This is a genomic window from Micromonospora sp. H61, from assembly GCF_018070325.1.
GTDB classification, from domain to species: Bacteria; Actinomycetota; Actinomycetes; order Mycobacteriales; family Micromonosporaceae; genus Micromonospora; species Micromonospora salmantinae.
This window is the reverse complement of the sequence record NZ_JAGPXY010000080.1, coordinates 1-18,717: the sequence shown is the minus strand read 5'-3', so window position 1 is coordinate 18,717 and position 18,717 is coordinate 1. Positions and strand designations below refer to the sequence as shown.

Here is an 18,717-nt window from a genome sequence, read left to right as displayed (position 1 = left end):
GATGCCCCACGCCAACGCCCTGTACGGGCCGCTGGACCCCGCGCCGGACGCCGGCTACGAGAACCCGCCACCGCGGATGGGGTTCTTCACCGACACCAGCGTCTGCATCGGCTGCAAAGCGTGCGAGGTGGCCTGCAAGGAGTGGAACGGCGTCCCCGAGAGTGGGCTCGACCTGCTGGGCATGTCGTACGACAACACGGGCGCGCTGACCGCGAACTCGTGGCGACACGTCGCGTTCGTGGAGCAGCCCCGTTCGGCCGGCTGGGCGACTCCGGCGTTCGCGGGGGACCCGGACGGGCCGGCGATCAGCCCGGTGACGGCGGCGGCCGGCGCGCGTACCAGCACCGACACCGGAACGGACCCCGGCCTCGACACGGGCTCGCCCGCCGTGGCGGCCCGCATGTCGGGCGGCCCGGAGTTTCTGGGGATGCCGGGCGCGCAGCCGCCGGGAAGGGGCTCGGGCGCGGAGGGACGGACGGATTTCCGCTGGCTGATGATGTCGGACGTGTGCAAGCACTGCACCCACGCGGCCTGCCTGGATGTCTGCCCGACAGGTTCCCTGTTCCGGACGGAGTTCGGCACAGTGGTGGTGCAGGAGGACATCTGCAACGGCTGCGGTTACTGCATCTCCGCCTGCCCGTACGGCGTCATCGATCAACGCAAGGACGACGGTCGGGCGTGGAAGTGCACGCTGTGCTACGACCGGCTCGGGGTGGGGATGACGCCGGCGTGTGCCCAGGCGTGTCCGACGGAGTCGATCCAGTACGGGGAACTGGACGAGTTGCGGGAGCGGGCCGCCGCGCGGGTGGCGAAGCTGCATGAGCGGGGCGTGCCGGAGGCGCGGTTGTACGGGCACGACCCGAACGACGGCGTCGGTGGTGATGGTGCGTTCTTCCTGCTGCTCGACGAGCCGGAGGTGTACGGCCTGCCACCGGACCCGATTGTGACCACCCGCGACCTGCCGGCCATGTGGAGGCGTGCCGGCCTGGCGGCGATGACGATGGCGGTCGCCGCGGCGGTCGCGTTCCTGGGCAGGCGGCCATGACCCGCGGCGGTGAACAGCTCACGGTGCCGCCGGCCGACTTCGCCTCCTACTACGGCCGACCGGTACTGAAGCCGCCGGTGTGGAAGTACGACATCGCCGGCTACCTGTTCACCGGAGGCCTCGCCGCCGGAAGTGCGCTGATCGGCGCGGGCGCCCAACTGACCGGACGAACAGGGCTGCGCAAGGTGGGCCGTTGGACGGCCCTCGGCGGTGTCGCCGCCAGCACGTACCTGCTGGTGCACGACCTCGGCCGGCCGGCCCGGTTCCATCACATGCTCCGGGTGGCCAAGGTGACCTCGCCGATGTCGGTCGGCACCTGGATTCTCGCCGCGTTCGGCCCGCTGGCCGGTGTGGCAGCGGTCGCCGAGCTCGCGCCGCTGCTCCCGCAGCACGGTGTGCTCGGCCTCGCCCGTCGGATCGCACCGCCCATCGGCAACGTCGCCGGCCTGGCCGCCGCGGCCACTGCGCCGGCGCTGGCCACGTACACCGGGGTGCTGCTCGCCGACACTGCAGTGCCGTCCTGGCACGACGCCTACCCGTCGCTGCCGTTCGTCTTCGCCGGCAGCGCGCTCGCCGCCGCGTCCGGGGTCGGACTGATCGCGGCACCGGCCGCGGAGGCCGCCCCACTGCGACGACTCGCCCTGGCCGCCGCGGCCATCGAGTTCGGCGGAGGGCACCAGCTGGAGCGGCAGGGCCTCACCAGCGAGCCCTACACGCACGGACGCAGCGGCCGGCTGGTCAAGGCGGGACGCGCTCTGCTCGCCGTGGGTGCCGCCACCGCGCTGGTCAGCCGACGCAGCCGGGTCCTGGCGGCGATCTCCGGCGCCGCCCTCGTGGCATCGTCTGTCGCCACCCGGTTCGGCGTCTTCGAGGCGGGACGGGTGTCGGCCCGCGATCCGAAGTACACGGTGGTGCCACAACGGGAGCGGCTCGACGAGAAGCGGTCGGCGACCCGGCTCTGAGCGGATCGTCGCAACGGAAGGCGCCCCGTCAAGGGAGCGCCTTCCGAAGCGGTGCAAGAGGTCTGGCGGCGGTGGGCCGCCGCGGGTCAGCCGGTGAACAGCTTCGCGGCGGTGATCGCGGTCTGGACGATGCCGTACCCGAGGAGCACCGCGATCAGCAGCCACGACAACCAGAGCCGCCCGGTCTGGCTACCGACGCGCGGCGGCGCGGGCGGCTGGCTGTCCCGCCCGAGAGCGACCGGTTCGGTGACGGTGGCCTTCGCCACGGGCGAGGTCGGTCCTCGGTTCGGTTCGTGGAACCGCTCGGGCACGGAACGCACCAGCAGGTTCGCGATGAACCCGATGGCGAGGATGCCGACCATTGTGAACAGCGCGGGCCGGTATGCCGCAGCGGTGAGCGTGCCGGGCTTGCCCTGCGTGTCGAGGATCCCGTTGACGATCAGCGGGCCGGCGACACCCGCTGCCGACCAGGCGGTGAGGATCCGGCCGTGGATGGCCCCGACCTGGAAGGTGCCGAACAGGTCACGCAGGTAGGCGGGCATGGTGGCGAAGCCACCGCCGTAGAAGGAGATGATCGCGGCGGCGATCAGCACGAAGACCGCTGTCGCGGAGTGACCGGCCACGGCGAGCAGCAGGTACAGCACCATGCCGACGCCGAGGTAGACCATGTAGATGGGCTTGCGGCCGATGAGGTCGGACGTCGTCGACCAGACGAACCGCCCGGCCATGTTGAACAGCGACAGCACTCCCACGAAACCGGCCGCCGCCGTCACCGAGACCGTGGTGGCGGTCCCGTTGTCCCGGAAGAAGTCCTGGATCATCGGGCTTGCCTGCTCCAGGATGCCGATGCCCGCTGTGACGTTGCAGAACAGCACGATCCACAACAACCAGAACGACCGGGTACGCACGGCGTTCGACGCCGACACGCTCGCCGTCGTCACCAGAGGTCGGGCGGCGACGCTCGCGGGGTCGAATCCGGCGGGCCGCCAGTCCGGCGCCGGCACCCGGACGTTGAACGGGCCGAACATCATGATCACGAAATAGCCGATGCCGAACGTGACGAAGAGCGCCACGAGGGCGTTGCCCGACGCCACGGCCGCCGGGTTGTTGGGGTTGTAGCCGGAGTCGTAGAGGGAGAGCAGTTGACGATCAGCGGGCCGGCGACCAGGGCGCCGCCGCCGAACCCCATGATGGCCAGCCCGGTGGCGAGGCCGGGGCGGTCCGGGAACCACTTGATCAGTGTGGAGACGGGCGAGATGTAGCCGATGCCGAGCCCGATGCCGCCGATGACGCCGTACCCGAGATAGAGCAGCCAGAGTTGTTGGGTCGCGATGCCGAGCGCGCCGACCAGGAACCCGACGGCCCAGAAGCACGCCGAGACGAACATCGCCCGGCGTGGTCCGTTCCGCTCGACCCAACGGCCACCCACCGCCGCCGACGAGCCCAGCATGACGATGGCGATACTGAAGATCGCCCCGATTGCCGTCTGGCTGACGTCGAAGTGCGCGATGAGGGAGTTCTTGTAGACGCTCGTCGCGTAGACCTGGCCGATGCAGACGTGCACGGCCAGTGCCGCGGTCGGGATGAGCCAGCGGCTGTATCCCGGGGGAGCGACGGTGTGCCGAGGATCGAAGACCGACAGCATCGGCATCGTCCACACCTCCTGCGGCTGAGTGGGCCCGCGACGTTGCCGAGCTGTCCGACCCGGCAGTTGGCCGAGGGGCGCCGCCGCAGTGGCGGCTCGGCGCACGTCTGGCGTCAGCCGTTGACCGGCTCGATCTCACGTTACGTGGCTGTGGGTTCACGCCATGTCATTACCGAGAAACGCGGAACCGGGGGCGGGCCAACCGGCCCGCCCCCGCTCTGCTGGCGTACGGCTCAGTGGACCGCGGTCTGTGCGGCCGCCTCCTCCTGGGCGCGTCGTTCGTCCCCGCTGAGGGTGTGCAGCGGCTTCTCCTTGATGAACAGCACGACGATCAGCGCGATCAGCGCGATCGGCGCGCCGACCAGGAAGAGGTCCGCGGTGGCGATGCCGTACACGTCCTGCACGATGCGCAGCACCGGCTCGGGCAGGGTGGACAGGTCGGGCACCTCGGCGGAGCCACCGTCGGCGGTCGCCGCCGGGCCGAGCCGGTCGGTCGTCAGCGAGGTCACCCGACTTGCCAGGACCGCGCCGAGGGCGCTGACTCCGATCGCGCCGCCCATGCTGCGGAAGAACGTCAGCACGGAGGTGGTGGCACCGAGTTCGTGGGCCGGTACGTCGTTCTGGGCGGCGAGCACGAGGTTCTGCATGAGCATGCCGACGCCGACGCCCAGTACGGCCATGTAGATCGACAGCACGACGACGCTGGTGTTGGCGTCGATGGTGCCCAGCAGCAGCATCCCGACGGTCATCACCGCGGCGCCGGCCACCAGGTACGCCTTCCACCGGCCGTACTTCGTGATGAGCTGACCGGCCACCGTCGACGAGACGAGCAGACCGAAGATCATCGGCAGGCTCATCAGGCCCGCGACGGTGGGCGACTTGCCCAGCGAGATCTGGAAGTACTGGGACAGGAAGACGGTGCCGCCGAACATCGCGACACCGACCAGCACGCTGGCGATGGTGGCCAGGGACACCGTGCGGTTGCGGAAGATGCTCAGCGGGACGATCGGCTCCGCCGCCCGCGACTCGACGACCACGGCCAGCGCCAGCAGAACCAGCCCGCCGATGACCATCACTGCCGTCCAGCCGGAGGCCCAGTCGAACTTGTTGCCGGCCAGGGACGACCAGATCAGCAGCGTGGAGACACCCGAGGTGATGAGCAGGGCGCCCAGCCAGTCGATCTTCGCCTTGCGGCGGACGACCGGCAGGTGCAGGGTGCGCTGGAGCAGGGCGATGGAGACGATGCTGAACGGGACGCCGATCAGGAAGCACCACCGCCAGCCCAGCCACGACGTGTCGACGAGCAGGCCGCCGATCAGCGGGCCGGCGATGGTGCCCACACCGAAGACCGCGCCGAAGATGCCGGCGTAGCGGCCCAGCTCACGCGGCGGGATCATCGCCGCCATGACGATCGTGGCCAGCGCTGTCATGCCGCCGGCGCCGATGCCCTGGACGACCCGGCTGAGCAGCAGAACCTCGACGTTCGGCGTGAAGCCCGCGATGAGTGAACCCACCACGAACAGTCCCAGCGACAACTGGATCAGCAGCTTCTTGCTGTAAAGGTCGGCCATCTTGCCCCACAGCGGCACCGTCGCCGTCATGGCGAGCAGTTCGCTGGTGACGATCCACGTGTAGACGGTCTGGCTGCCGTTCAGATCCGCGATGATCCGCGGCAGCGCGTTCGCCACCACAGTGGAGGCGAGGATGGACACGAACATGCCGACCATCAGGCCGGAGAGGGCCTGCAGAACCTCCCGACGCGACATGCGCGTGCCGACGTCGGCGGTGTCGGCGGGCGGGACGGTGGTGGTCATTGACGCTCCCTTGTCGGGTTTGTGGCCCAGTGGCTGGCCCCGGAGCTGATGTGGCGGGGCACGGATTGGCGGGTCAGGAGGGGGACGGCGGATCGGGCAGGCCGGCGGCGATCGCGGCGAACGCCTCGTCGACGAAGTCGTGCAGGGGCCGGGCGTCGTCGCCGGCGGCCCAGCGCAGCAGGGCGGTGCGGAAGGCGGCACCGGCGACAGCGACGACCAGCGGCGGGTGGCCGTGGTCGGGGCCGACGCCGAGGCGGGTGGCGACGACCGCGACCATGGCCTGTTCGGTCGCGCTGTTGCCGGCCACCAGCCGAGGCAGCAGCGCGGGGTTCTGGGCGATGACAGTCAGTCGCAGCCGCCACAACTCCCGGTCGGCCTGGATCGAGTCGACCGACTCGTCGAGGGCGGCCCGCACTGCCTGCAACGCCGACACCTGCGCCGGGGCGGCTGCCAGTCGCGCCACGACCGGGTTGCCGTCGAGTGCCGGATCGTCGGTGAGGGCCTCGTCCTTACAGGTGAAGTAGTTGAAGAAGGTCCGCGAGGACACGTCAGCGGCCTCGCTGATCTCCTCCACCGTGACGTGCTCCAGGCCGCGTTCGGCGACCAGCCGCAACGCGGCGGCGGTCAGCGCGGCCCGCGTCTGCGCCTTCTTGCGGTCGCGACGTCCGGGCGCGGCGTGGTCGGTGTCGGTCACGCCGGCGAGATTAGAAGTGAACTTGCACAGCCTGCAAGTTTTTAGAGTGTGAAGTGATCTTCCTGACTCGTGACCCGGGCGGAGACCGACGGATCCGGTCGCTCGGTGCGGGGTGCGGCGCCGGTGGTCTCCAGGATGAGCGCGGCGACCAGGTCCGGGTCGTCGCTCATCGGGACGTGCCCGCAACGCGGCAGCGTCACCACCCGTGCCGCCGGCAGGCCCGCGCGGGCGCGCTCGGCCTGGTGGACGCCGAAGATCCGGTCGCAGTCCCCCCAGCCGATGGTCACCGGCACCGTCGCGTCGGACAACCGGAGGCAGTCGAAGCGATAGTCGCGGGCGGCTCGGGCCACCGCGTTGAAGCCTGCCCCGCGGCGCAGGGCGAGCGCGTCGCCCAGCGCGCGCTCGACATCCAGCAGCGTCGGGCGGGCCATCAGCGGCGCGAAGCACAACGCCCGTAGGTACGCCGAGCGCAGCGCGACCCGCATGATCGTGGTGGGCAGGTACGAGTTGGCCCGCAGCATCCGGAGGATGGCCAGCGCCCGGCGGCGCTCCGCCGGTGTGAAGAAGCCGGCGGGGGCGAAGGCCGTGGCCGAGGCGACCGCCCCGGTCGCGGCAAGCTCCAGGGCGATCGCCCCACCGAGGCTGTAGCCGGCGACGTGCGGACGCTCCAGCCCCCACTCGGTAAACGCCGGCAGTACCCCGGCCACTGTGGCGGCCATGTCGGCGGGCATGCCGGTGCCGGGCACGGGGGAGTTCCCGAAGCCGGGCAGGTCGAGCGCGATCACCTCGTGGTGAGCGGTGAGCCGGTCGAACACCGGCTCCCACGCCTGATGACGGTGACCGATGCCGTGGATGAGCACGAGCGGCTCTCCGCTGCCCGCACGTCGGAAATGAATGCTCATGACCGCTCTCCCACCGACGTCCTGCCGAAGGAACGCCCGAGCTGGCGTACCTCGTCTTCCATCTGGCCGACCATGGTCTGGCCGCCGAACCGGGTGATCAACGCGTCCGAGAGGCCGCTGAGCATCACCGGCCGCAACGCCTGTACCAGGGCGAGCGACCGTGGCACGTACACCTTGCGCCTGCGGCGCTCGATGCCGTGGAGCAGGGCCTCGACGGACTGCTCGACGGGTACGACGGTGGATAGCGGCCACGGCAACCGGCGCAGCGTGGTGCGGAAGGATGCCAGGTCGTCACTGATGTCGCGGACCAGGTCGGTGTCGATCCAGATCGGATGCGCCGTGCCGACGGTGACACCGCGTGGGCGGGTCTCCAGGCGCAGCACGTTGGCGAACTGCTCCACACCGGCCTTGGACGCGCAGTAGGCGGCCATGCCGGGCATTGCCGTGAAGGCGGCGGCTGACGAGACGACCAGGACGTGGCCGCGGGCGGCGGTGACGTGGGGCAGCGCCGCGCTGACCGTGCGGATCGCGCCGCAGAGGTTCACCTCGACGGTACGGACCAGCGCGTCGACCGGTCCCACGGCGACGGTGCCGAGGTTCGCGATGCCCGCGTTGGCCACTACCACGTCGATGCCACCGAAGCGGTCCACAGTGGAGGCGACTGCGGCGTCCAACGCCACCTGGTCGGTGACGTCACACTCGTACCAGTGCGCGTCGAGGTCGGCGCTGAGCCGCTCGAGCAGCTCGCCCTCCAGGCCGACGAGGGCGACCCGGGCCCCGCGGGCGACGGCCTCGCGGGCCAGCTGCGCCCCGATGCCGCGCGCCGCGCCGGTGATGAGCAGGATCTTGCCCGCCAGGTCATACCGCATCGGCGTGCTCCCGCTCCGGTTCGTTGGGGGTGCTGCCGGTCGAGGCGATCTGGTAGTCGGCCGGGCGGAACCGGCGCAGCCGCACCCGGAAGCTGGTGGCGAAGCCCGGCCAGATCGTGGTGTTGCGGCCGGTGGCGTCGAGATACCAGCTCGAACAGCCCGTCTGCCATACGGTGCCGGTCATCTTCTGGTCGACCCGCTCGGTCCAGCGTCGTTGCGCCCGCGCGGTGGGCTCGATGGCCTGGACGCCCCGGGCCCGCATGTGACGCAGGGCCGAGAGCACCAGATGCAGCTGCGCCTCGATCATCAGCACCACCGACGTGTGCCCGAGCCCGGTGTTCGGGCCGAGCAGGAAGAACAGGTTGGGGAAGCCGGCGATGGTCGTGCCCCGGTACGCGCGCATGCTGGGGGTCCACACGTCACCCAGACTGCGCCCGCCCCGACCGTGGATGCGTCGGACGACGGGGGAGTCGGTGACGTGGAAGCCGGTCCCGAGGATGATCGTGTCCGCCCGGTGGTGGACGTCGTCGTCGGTGACGAGACCGTCCGGCACGATTCGGGCGATGCCGGTGGTGACCACGTCGACGTTCGGCCGGGTGAGCGACGGCCAGTAGTCGTTGGAGATCAGCACTCGCTTGCAGCCCATCGCGTAGCGGGGGGTGAGCTTGTCCCGCAGGATCGGGTCGGGGACCTGACGCCGCAGCGTACGCAATGACAGGCGCGAGGCGAGGCGGTTGACCGCCGGGTGCAGGAATCCCAGGCCCATGCTCTCGCGTACCAGATAGAGCCCTGCGCGGGCGGCCCGCTGCGCACCGGGCACGGTGCGGAACGCGGCCTGCTCGACGCCGCTGATCCGGCGCGACAACCTCGGCATGATCCAGGCAGGGGTGCGCTGGAAGAGCGTCAGCTTCTCGACCGTCGGCTGGATCTGTGGCACGAACTGGATGGCCGAGGCGCCGGTGCCGATCACCGCGACGCGCCGGCCGGTCAGGTCGTGGTCGTGCCGCCAACGGGCGGAGTGGAACACGGTGCCGGCGAACTCGTCGATCCCGGGCAGGTCGGGGATGGCCGGGTCGCTGAGCGGGCCGGCGGCACAGATCAGGACCCGGGCGCTGTGGTCGCCGCCCGAGGTGCGCAACAGCCAGCGTTGGCGCTGGTCGTCCCACCTCGCCTCCCGCACCTCGTGGCGCAATCGCAACCTTGGGCGTAGCCCGAAGCGGTCGACACAGCCGCGCAGGTAGTCCCAGATCTCCGGCTGGCCGGAGAACGTGTTCGACCATTCGGGATTGGGGGCGAAGGAGAACGAGTAGAGGTGCGACGGGACATCGCAGGCGCAGCCCGGGTAGCTGTTGTCACGCCAGGTGCCGCCGACGTCCTCACCCCGGTCGAAGACGAGAAAGTCGGTGAAGCCGGCCCGCTGTAGGCGGATGGCGGCGCCCAGGCCACCGAAGCCGGCGCCGATGATGGCAACGTCTGTCTCCATTCACTCCTCCGTCAGCTCGGGCGTGCGAGTCGGGTCGGCCACTGGCGGCCAGGGCGGATCGCCCACGCCGGTGATTCGTACGCCGCCCCACGGATCGACCTCGGCCAGTCGGGCCGCCCGGACGCGGTCGGCGATGCGCAACTCGACGTCGCGTCGGCCGGAGCGCAGCAGGTGGGCCACCCGTGGCTCGGGCTCGATCCGTCCGCCCCAGTGGAAGCGGCCGTCGACCGGCTCCCACCGCCCGCTGAGGTGCACCCGGACCGCGCTGCCCTCGACACCCGCCGGGCCGTGGTACCTCACGGCACGATCCGCTCGTGGGCGCGCGTCAGCTCGTGCGGCAGGTCGGCGCTGGCCCGCACCCCCTCGATGCCGCTCCACAGCAGGGCGGTCAGGTAGTCGGTGAGGGCGGCTCGACTGATCGGCTGGCCGTGCGTGGTCCACCAGTCGCCGACCGCCTGCACGAAACCCACCAGGCCGTACGCCCAGGGCTCGGCGGGACCGGCGTCCAGGCCCAGCGTGCGTAGCCGGTCGCCGATCACCCGGGCGAGCCCGGCGGCCACCTGCCGGCTGGTGCCGGCGATCACCTGGTGGATGCCGGGGTCGCCGGACTGGTGCATCAGGAACCGGTAGAGCCTCGGCTCCGACTCGATCACGCCCAGGTAGGCGTCGATCGTCGCTTCGACCAGGCCACGTTCCTCGCGGACCTGTTCGACGGCGGGCGCGATGGCGTCGACCACCCGGGCCGCCACCACCTCGCTGACCGCGACCCAGAGCTGCGACTTGTCGGCGAAGTAGCGGTACAGAACCGGTTTGCTGACACCCGCGGCGGCGGCCACCTGTTCCATGTCGACAGTCGGCCCGTGCCGCAGCAGGGCCTGCACCGCGGCGCCGACCAACTGCTGCCGTCGTTGCTCACGATGGTCTGCCCAGCGGTCTCGGCGGCCGTTGCCCTTCGCCTTCGGGCTGGCGTCGGAGGGCGTGGCCGGCGGGTCGGGCGCATTGACATCGGTGAGCGGCGATTGCATGCTACTACTCGTAACAGTTACTGGTCGTCACGTCAATACGGAGGAGCCATGGAGGCGGCGGAAACCAGGCGTGCGGCAGTCGCCGAGCGCCTACTAACGTCCTCGCTGCGGGCCAGCTACGACCCCACCGTCGAGATCGACTGGGACGCCCCGCACACCACCGGCGCCTACTGGCTCCCGCCACAGCGCAGCAGCCTCTACGGCACGCCACTGTGGGAGCAGCTCAGCGAGGAGCAGCGCGTCGAGCTGACCAAGCACGAGGTTGCCAGCGCGGCCAGCGCCGGGCTGTGGTTCGAGACGATCCTCATGCAGATGCTGATCCGGGGGTACTACCGTGCCGACCCGACCAGCCGGCAGGCACAGTACGCGTTGACCGAGGTCGCGGACGAGTGCCGGCACTCCATCATGTTCGGCCGGCTGATCGAGGCGACGGGTTGTCCGGTCTATCGCGCGAGCACCGTGGACCACCACCTCGGGCGCTTTCTCAAGGCCACCGCCAGCGGCCCCCGGATGTACGCCGCGATCCTCATCGCGGAGGAGATCCTCGACGCGTTCCAGCGCGAGATCATGGCGGACGAGTCGCTCCAGCCGCTCATCCGGATGGTCTCCCGCATCCACGTGGTGGAGGAGGCGCGACACGTCCGGTTCGCCCGCGAGGAACTGGCCGCCGCGGTCGCGGCCACCGGTCCGGTGGGCATGGCGTACGCCCGACTGTTGGTCGGTCGCGCCGCCTACACGATCGCCAACCGCCTGGTCCATCCCGGCGTGTACGCGGCGGTGGGCATTCCGCCGGCGGTCGGTCGGGCCGCTGCCCGCGCCAACCCGCACTGGCGTGCCACCCTGCGCTGGTCCGCGGCGCGGGTGCACGACCACCTGGCGGGCGTTGGCCTGGTGGCTGGGCCGGGGCGTCTGCTGTGGGCCCGGGCCGGGCTGATCTGACCGTTGTCCCCCTGGCGTGAGCGGCATGGGGCCGGCCGTCCCCGGCCGGACCCCACACCGTCCGTGTGGCTCACTCGCTGCGGGCGAAGCCACCCTTCGGCGCGATGATCTCCAGGTTCGTCCCGTCCGGGTCGTTGAAGTAGGCGACAGCGGTGCCGACCGCCGCCGGCGGCTCCACCTCGCCGGACGCGAACGTGTACGGCTGTCCGAGGAACTCGAACCCGGCCTCGCTCATCCGGCCGTAGACCGCGCGCACGTCGTCCACGTGGAAGCACAGGTGCATCGAGCCGGGCCGGTTGGCCGCCACCTGGGCGGTGTCGCCGACCGGCTCCTGGAACTGGATCAGGTCGATCCCGAGGTTGTCGAGGTTGAACGTGGCGTACCGCAGCTTCGTCGTCGGCAACCCCTGTGACTGCGCGAAACCGGCGCCGTGCATGCGTTCGTCCCGAACGACCGGTTCCGCGCCGAGCAGGGCCTGGTAGAACGCGACCGAGCGGTCGAGGTCACTCACCGCGATCCCGACGTGCGCGGCCTTCTTCAGCCCGATGGACACGGTCGCGGGATTGGGGAATGGCATCCTGACTCTCCTTACCAGCGCTCTTCGTCGCCTGTGTTGATGCTGATCTTCCTGGCGTACCCCGGGCGAGATCAGTTCATGCGACGTCGCTGTCAGGCCCGTTCGACCCGCGCCTGCTGGTGATCGGTCAGCCGTAGCCCCACACCGCGGACGACATCGATGGTGGCCCCGGTGCCCAGGCCGTGCAGCTTGCGGCGCAGCCGCTTGACCAGCGACTGCACGTCCGCCTTGCGTTCGCGCCCCTCGTCACCCCAGACCGACCGGTGCAGCTCGGCGTAGCTCCAGACCCGGGCCGGCTCGGTGATCAGGCAGGTCAGCAGGTCGTGTTCCAGGCGGGTGAGGTCGACCTCACGTTCCCCGCAGCGGGCGCTGGAGCGGGCCGAGTCGATCACCAGGGCGGCGACCGGCGTCGGTTCGGACAGGGCGGCTGCCTGCTGCGGGGCGGCGATCAGCCGGCGCAGCTCGTCGAGGTCGGCGACCAGCAGCAGCGGTGCGATGCCGTCGAGAAGCTCCGCGAGCCGGATGCGCTCGGCCGGCGACGGGGTCACCGCGATCAGCAGTGGGAACGGCTCGTCGGCCGGATCACCCCTGTTCACCGTTGCCTCGTCCTCGGCCACCGCACCACCCGGGATCGATGGGCATCCCTGCCCAGCTCTCGTCACGGTTCTGACAATGATTGGCAAGCGTGCCGCCAGCCAGGGCAACTCTTAGCGACAAGTTGCTCACGGCAAGTTCTTGATCGTCCGTTCTTCTCGATCATAGTGTCCACTCGGGCAACCGGCGTGACCCGCGCGGTGCATGGGGGAGGTCCACCATGGCCCATTACACCCTGGGTCGTTCTGAGGGAGGCAGCACCGATGTTCAGACGTCCACAATGGCGGCGCGCGGCCAGATCACTGGTGAGCGCCGGCGCGGCGACGATCCTCGCCGCGACATGCTTGGCGACGATCAGCTCGGGCGCGCAGGCCGCGCCGGGCGGTGCGATGGGGGCGGGCGCCCAGACCGGGGACAAGATCCGACCGGAGCTCGCCAAGCAACTCCAGGCCAAGAGTGAAGGGGACTTCTGGATCCGGTTCAAGGACCGGGCCGACCTGAGCAAGGCCAGCGCCATCAAGGACTGGTCGAAGCGTGGCACGGCGGTGGCGGACGCGCTGCGCAAGACCGCCGCAGCGAGCCAGGGCAAGATCCGGGCCGACCTCGACAGCTCGGGCACCAAATACCAGACCTTCTGGGCCACCAACGCCATCAAGGTGAACAGCGGTTCGCTGGCGATGGCCCAGAAGTTCGCCGGGCACTCGGAGGTCGAGGGCCTCTACGCGCCGGTCGCGTACAAGGTGCCGGAGACGACCAAGGGCACCGACGAGAAGACCGTGAACGCCCTGGAGTGGGGCATCGCCAACATCAACGCCGACGACGTCTGGTCCCAGTACGGCGTCAAGGGCGAGGGCATCACCGTCGCGAACATCGACACCGGGGTGCAGTTCAACCACCCGGCGCTGGTGAACTCCTACCGGGGCAACAACGGCGACGGGACGTTCGACCACAACTACAACTGGTTCAACGCCGCCAACGCGACCGGGGCCTGCGCCACCGCCCCCTGCGACGGCGACGGCCACGGTACGCACACGATGGGCACCATGGCCGGCTCCGACGGCGCGAACCAGATCGGTGTCGCCCCCGGGGTCAAGTGGATCGCGGCGAACGGTTGCTGCCCCAGTGACGCCGCTCTGGTCGAATCCGGTCAGTGGATGCTCGAACCGCTGGACCTCAACGGTCAGAACGCGGACGCGAGCAAGCGACCGAACATCATCAACAACTCGTGGGGCACCCGGGACCCGTCCAACGAGCCGTTCATGGAGGACGTGACGAACGCCTGGGCCGCGTCCGGGATCTTCGGCGCCTGGTCCAACGGCAACAGCGGGCCTGCTTGCCAGACCAGTGGCTCGCCGGGCAGCCTCGTCAGCAACTACTCGACCGGCGCGTACGACAGCAACAACAACGTCGCCGGCTTCTCCTCCCGCGGCGCCGGTCAGAACGGCGAGATCAAGCCCAACATCTCGGCGCCGGGCGTGAACGTCCGGTCGAGCATCCCGGGCAGCGCCTACGGCAGCATCAGCGGCACCTCGATGGCCTCACCGCACCTCGCGGGCGCGATCGCGCTGCTGTACTCGGCCGCGCCGTCGCTGGTCGGCGACGTCAACGCGACCCGCGCGCTGCTCAACGGCGCCGCGATCGACAAGGCCGACGACCAGTGTGGCGGCACCGCCGCCGACAACAACGTCTACGGCGAAGGCCGACTCGACGCCCTCGCGCTGCTCAACGCCGCCCCGACCGGCGACGTCGGCACGCTGGCCGGCACTGTCACCGACGCGACCTCCGGCGCCCCGATCGCCGGCGCGACACTGACGCTCACCGGCGCCTCCGAGCGTGAGCTGACCACCGGTGCCGACGGCACGTTCTCCACCCAGCTCCCCACCGGCGACTACCAGGTCGCCGTCGCGGCGTTCGGCTACGCCAGCACCACCAAGACGGCAACTGTCGCCAAGGGCGCCACCACGACGCTCAACGTCGCCCTCACGGCGGTGCCGAGTGTCAACGTCACCGGAGCGGTCACCGACGGCTCCGGCCACGGTTGGCCGTTGTACGCGAAGGTGACAGTGACCGGCGTGTCCGGCGTCTACGACTACACCACCCCGTCAAACGGCCGCTACAGCATCAAGCTGCCGGCCGGGCAGACGTACACCCTGAAGTACGAGCCGCAGTACCCGGGCTACCAGACCGTCACCAAGGACGTCGTGGTCGGCTCGGGCAACGCCACCGCCAACGTCGCCGTGCCGGTGGACAGCAGCGTCTGCACCACCGCGCCCGGATACGCGACCGGCTCCGACGGTGAGTACGAGACCTTCGACGCCACGACCACGCCGGCCGGCTGGACCGTCGTGGACGACGCGGGCAGCGGTCAGGTCTGGAAGTTCACCGACGACGGCGACCGGGGCAACCTGACCGGCGGCACCGGCAACTTCGCGATGATCGACAGCGACAACTACGGTGCCGGCACTAGCCAGGACACCTCCCTGGTCAGCCCGGTGGTCGACCTGACCAGCGTCACGGCTCCGGTCATCCGGTTCAACCAGGACTTCAACCAGCTCAACGACGACACCGCCGACGTGGACCTGAGCATCGACGGCGGCGCCACCTGGACCAACGTGCTGCGGCAGGAGACCGACGTCCGGGGACCGAAGCTGACCGAGATTCCGATCCCGCAGGCGGCCGGCCAGGCGCAGGTGCAGGTTCGGTTCCACTACTACGACGCCTCGTACGAGTGGTGGTGGGAGGTCGACAACGTCCTGATCGGCAGCCAGGTCACCTGCGTGCCGGTCGACGGCGGTCTGGTCGTCGGCAACGTCCGCGACAAGAACGACGACAGCTACGTCAACGGCGCGACAGTCACCAGCAAGGACCGGCCCGCCGAGAAGGCCGTCACCGTGGCGACCCCGGACGACCCGGGGCTGGCCGACGGCTTCTACTGGATCTACTCGTCGCTCACCGGCGAGCACCCGTTCACGGCGACCGCCGGCAACTACGTCAGCCAGACCAAGCCTGTCGACGTCGAGGCCGACTGGGCGACCACCGCGAACTTCCAGCTCGCGGCCGGTCGACTGGCGGTGACGCCGACGCAGTTGAGCGCGACGCTCCAGATGCCCAACGGCAAGACCAGCAAGTCGTTCACGGTGACCAACACCGGCGGCGCGCCGGTCGAGGTCAAGTTCGGTGAGCGGGACAACGGGTTCGAACTCCTGCGGGCGGACGGCTCAAAGGTCACCCGCCAGCAGGTGCTCGGGTCCAGCGGCGCGCCGGAGCAGCGGCTCACCGTACCGACGTCGTTCGCCGCCAAGGCGTCCGGCAAGGAGGCCAAGGCGGCTGCCGCGGCGGTCGGCCCGCAGGCGGCGCCGTGGACCGACATCGCCAACTACCCGGCCACGATCATGGACAACCGGGTGGTGAACCTGGACGGCAAGGTGTATTCGCTCGGTGGTGGCGACGGTGAGGCATCCACCACCAAGAACTACGCCTACGACCCGGCCGCACAGACCTGGACGGCGATCGCCGACCTTCCCGGCGCGCGTAACGCGGTGACCGCGGGCGTGGTGAACGGCAAGATCATTGTCAGCGGTGGCTGGGGCGACGCCGGCCCGGACTCCGCCACCTGGTCCTACGACCCGGGGGCCAACACCTGGACGGAACTGGCCGACAACCCGGCACCGCGGGCCGCGGCCGGTCAGGCCGTCGTCGACGGCAAGCTGTACGCCGTCGGTGGCTGCACGACGGCGGCCTGTCTGCCGATGTCGAACAGCGTCGTCCGGTACGACCCGACCGGTGACAAGTGGGAGACGATGGCCAACTACCCGAAGTCGGTGGCCTTCGCCTCCTGCGGCGGGATCGACGGCGTCCTCTACTGCACCGGCGGCAACGACGGTTCCGCCGCGCAGAAGTCCAGCTACGCCTTCGACCCGGGCGCCAACACCTGGACCGCCATCGCCGACGCACCGGCCGACAACTGGGCCAGCTCGTACGCCGTCGCCAGCGGCAAGCTCCTGGTTGTCGGTGGCTCGCAGGGTGGGGCCATCAGCAACGCCGGCTTCGCCTTCGACCCGGCCGCCGGTTCGTGGTCCAACCTGCCCAACTCCAACACCGCGCGGTACCGCGGCGGCGCGGCGTGCGGCTTCTACAAGATCGGCGGCTCGTCCGGCAGCTTCAACGCGGCTCCGGACAGCGAGGTGCTCCCGGGCTTCGAGGGATGCTCCGAGTCGGCGGCCGACGTCAGCTGGATGACCATCGACAAGTCGGCGGTCACCCTCGCGCCGGGTGCGAAGGTCACTGTCACCGTCGGTCTGACGGCGAACGTGGACCAGCCGGGCACCTACTCCGGCGCGGTCGCGATCTCCGAGAACACCCCGTACTCGGTGGCGCCGGTCGCGGTGACCATGACCGCGAACCCCCCGAAGACCTGGGGCAAGCTCATGGGTACGGTCACCGGCACCAGCTGCCAGGGTGCGACCTCGCCGCTCACCGGCGCGGTAGTGCAGGTCGACTCGTGGGCGGCGTCGTACACCTTCGCCACCGACGCCGAGGGCAAGTACGCCTACTGGGTGGACCGCCGCAACAACCCGCTCACGATGATCGTGGCCAAGGACGGCTGGAAGCCGCAGACCCGTCAGACCAGGATCGACACCGCCACTCCGACGGTGGAGAACTTCGGGTTGGCGCCCATCAAGTGCTGACGCCCGAGCACTAGCCGAGGAAGTCCGGCCCGCCTGGTCCCCGACCAGGCGGGCCGGACCGCGCCCGGGGTGATCAGACGGGGGCGAGCCGGAAGCCGACGCCGCGTACCGAGTGGATCGTCGCCGTGGCGTTGAGACTGGCGAGCTTGCCGCGCACCCGGCGGATCACCGAGTGCATGTCGGAGCCCCGGCCGAGGTGCCGGTTGCCCCAGACCTCGAGGTGCAGGCGTTCGTAGGTCCAGACCTGACCGGGCGCGTGCACCAGGCAGAGTAGGACGTCGTGCTCCAGCCGGGTCAGGTCGATCTCCTGGTCGCGCCAGCGCAGCACCCGGCGGTCGGAGTCGACGGCCAGATCCGGTGGCGGTGGCTGTGGGCTCGGCGCCACCTCGGCGAGCGCCACAGCGGTCGGGGGAGCCGGGGCGGCAGGCGCCTCGACCACCCCGAGGAACCCTCGTGCCTGCTCGACTGTCGAGACGATCAGAAAGGCGTCACTGCCGCCGAGCAGTCGGGCCAGATGTCGCCGCTCGGCCGGCGAGGATGCGATGCCGATGACCAGGCTGGCCACTGGAATTCCCTGCATTTGCCAACACCTTCCGGTTCCCCAACTCACTCCGGATGGATTTTTCGCACCGCCGACCGAAACATCGATCGGCGTCCTGACCCTAGTGGTGGCTGATCTCGGCTGGGTAAAACATCGTTGCATGTAAGCATGTGAATCCCGCCGCGCCGTCCAGGTCCACCCGGCCCACCGCCGACGATCCGCTTTTCCGGAAGCGGTGTGGGTGGTTGTGACAGAACCAAGACAATCCGAGCATGGGGTACGGACCTTTCGGGGCGAGCATGGTCGCCATGTCCATCGGATCGTTGTACTCCGTCGGGCGGTCGACGCCCGGTCCGGCGCGACCGCTGCCCCACGCCCGCGCGGCGGTGCCGCTGGGGCTTCGACTGCTCGTGGCGGCGCTGTCCGGTCTGGTTGCCCTGACCCTCACCGCCGCCGTCTTCGTCCGGACGTACCCCGGGCAGTGGCTGGACGGTGTGCTCCTGCCGCGCGCCGAGCGGGGCGGAGGGTACGAGCAGCAGACCGTGCTGGTGGGCCCGGCCAAGACCGTGCTGGCCACCTTCGGCAGCCCGAGCCTCATCGCGGCCCTGCTCGGTGTGGTGCTGCTGGTGGGTGTGCTCCGCCGGCGGCTGGTGGCGGGGGTGGTCGGTGTGGGCATTGTCGTCTGCGCCGTGCTGCTGGCCGGCGCTGTGAAGTCGGAGCTGCCCCGCCCGGATCTCCAGATCCTGAGCTCCACCACCCACAACAGCTTCCCCAGCGGCCATGTCGCGGCGGCGACCGCCCTGCTGCTGGCGTTCATGCTGGTCCTGCCCGGGTGGGCCCGGCGCTGGCTGGCGGCGCCGGGCGCGGCGGGTGTCTCGGTGATCGCCGCCGCCACGATGATCGCGGGCTGGCACCGGTTCAGCGACGTGCTCGGTGGCG

15 protein-coding genes and 1 pseudogene are annotated in these 18,717 nt (G+C 70.3%); 5 read left to right on the top strand and 11 right to left on the bottom strand.

Annotated elements, in window-relative coordinates; genetic code table 11:
• The first annotated feature begins 1 nt into the window (after position 1).
• A complete protein-coding gene (locus KBX08_RS28055; protein ID WP_210786327.1) occupies positions 2-1,045 on the top strand; it encodes a 4Fe-4S dicluster domain-containing protein in 1,044 nt (347 codons plus the stop codon).
• Positions 1,042-2,007: an NrfD/PsrC family molybdoenzyme membrane anchor subunit gene (nrfD, locus tag KBX08_RS28050; protein WP_210786326.1), complete on the top strand. Its 966-nt coding sequence runs from the start codon at positions 1,042-1,044 to the stop codon at positions 2,005-2,007. Before KBX08_RS28055 ends, nrfD begins: the two co-directional genes overlap by 4 nt.
• Before the next feature lie 86 nt (positions 2,008-2,093).
• Here the strand turns inward: nrfD and KBX08_RS34800 are convergent.
• The 8 genes and pseudogenes from KBX08_RS34800 to KBX08_RS28010 form a co-directional block, all read right to left on the bottom strand.
• A pseudogene (locus KBX08_RS34800) lies at positions 2,094-3,652 on the bottom strand (OFA family MFS transporter).
• A 233-nt stretch (positions 3,653-3,885) separates the two neighbouring features.
• Positions 3,886-5,466, bottom strand: coding sequence for an MDR family MFS transporter (locus KBX08_RS28040; protein ID WP_210786325.1), 1,581 nt, complete (start codon positions 5,464-5,466; stop codon positions 3,886-3,888).
• 73 nt (positions 5,467-5,539) lie between these two features.
• Complete coding sequence (locus KBX08_RS28035) at positions 5,540-6,160, bottom strand: TetR family transcriptional regulator (RefSeq protein ID WP_210786324.1); 621 nt, start codon at positions 6,158-6,160, stop codon at positions 5,540-5,542.
• A gap of 41 nt (positions 6,161-6,201) precedes the next feature.
• A complete protein-coding gene (locus KBX08_RS28030; protein ID WP_210786323.1) occupies positions 6,202-7,062 on the bottom strand; it encodes an alpha/beta fold hydrolase in 861 nt (286 codons plus the stop codon).
• Positions 7,059-7,931, bottom strand: coding sequence for an SDR family oxidoreductase (locus tag KBX08_RS28025; protein WP_210786322.1), 873 nt, complete (start codon positions 7,929-7,931; stop codon positions 7,059-7,061). The genes KBX08_RS28030 and KBX08_RS28025 overlap by 4 nt, the downstream gene beginning before the upstream one ends.
• On the bottom strand, positions 7,921-9,414 hold the full coding sequence (locus KBX08_RS28020) for an NAD(P)/FAD-dependent oxidoreductase (protein ID WP_210786321.1): 1,494 nt from the start codon (positions 9,412-9,414) through the stop codon (positions 7,921-7,923). Before KBX08_RS28020 ends, KBX08_RS28025 begins: the two co-directional genes overlap by 11 nt.
• Complete coding sequence (locus KBX08_RS28015) at positions 9,415-9,714, bottom strand: DUF4873 domain-containing protein (protein WP_210786320.1); 300 nt, start codon at positions 9,712-9,714, stop codon at positions 9,415-9,417. It abuts the gene before it with no gap.
• Positions 9,711-10,439, bottom strand: coding sequence for a TetR family transcriptional regulator (locus KBX08_RS28010; RefSeq protein WP_210786319.1), 729 nt, complete (start codon positions 10,437-10,439; stop codon positions 9,711-9,713). The genes KBX08_RS28015 and KBX08_RS28010 overlap by 4 nt, the downstream gene beginning before the upstream one ends.
• A gap of 48 nt (positions 10,440-10,487) precedes the next feature.
• On the opposite strand from KBX08_RS28010, the gene KBX08_RS28005 reads away from it, so the two are divergent.
• Entirely contained in the window at positions 10,488-11,378 is an 891-nt protein-coding gene (locus tag KBX08_RS28005) for a diiron oxygenase (protein ID WP_210786318.1), read from the top strand.
• A 70-nt stretch (positions 11,379-11,448) separates the two neighbouring features.
• On the opposite strand, the gene KBX08_RS28000 is transcribed toward KBX08_RS28005, so the two are convergent.
• Positions 11,449-11,955 carry a VOC family protein gene (locus tag KBX08_RS28000; RefSeq protein WP_210786317.1) on the bottom strand — a complete coding sequence of 169 codons (507 nt, stop codon included), beginning with the start codon at positions 11,953-11,955 and terminating at the stop codon, positions 11,449-11,451.
• 92 nt (positions 11,956-12,047) lie between these two features.
• A complete protein-coding gene (locus KBX08_RS27995; protein ID WP_238690093.1) occupies positions 12,048-12,572 on the bottom strand; it encodes a winged helix-turn-helix domain-containing protein in 525 nt (174 codons plus the stop codon).
• Between the two features lie 240 nt (positions 12,573-12,812).
• Between KBX08_RS27995 and KBX08_RS27990 the strand changes: the two genes are divergently transcribed.
• Positions 12,813-17,237: a S8 family serine peptidase gene (locus tag KBX08_RS27990; RefSeq protein ID WP_210786316.1), complete on the top strand. Its 4,425-nt coding sequence runs from the start codon at positions 12,813-12,815 to the stop codon at positions 17,235-17,237.
• A gap of 73 nt (positions 17,238-17,310) precedes the next feature.
• On the opposite strand, the gene KBX08_RS27985 is transcribed toward KBX08_RS27990, so the two are convergent.
• Entirely contained in the window at positions 17,311-17,817 is a 507-nt protein-coding gene (locus KBX08_RS27985) for a winged helix-turn-helix domain-containing protein (protein WP_210786315.1), read from the bottom strand.
• A gap of 233 nt (positions 17,818-18,050) precedes the next feature.
• On the opposite strand from KBX08_RS27985, the gene KBX08_RS27980 reads away from it, so the two are divergent.
• Positions 18,051-18,717, top strand: a 667-nt coding sequence (locus KBX08_RS27980) for a phosphatase PAP2 family protein (RefSeq protein ID WP_247670189.1), incomplete at its 3' end; no start/stop codon positions are given.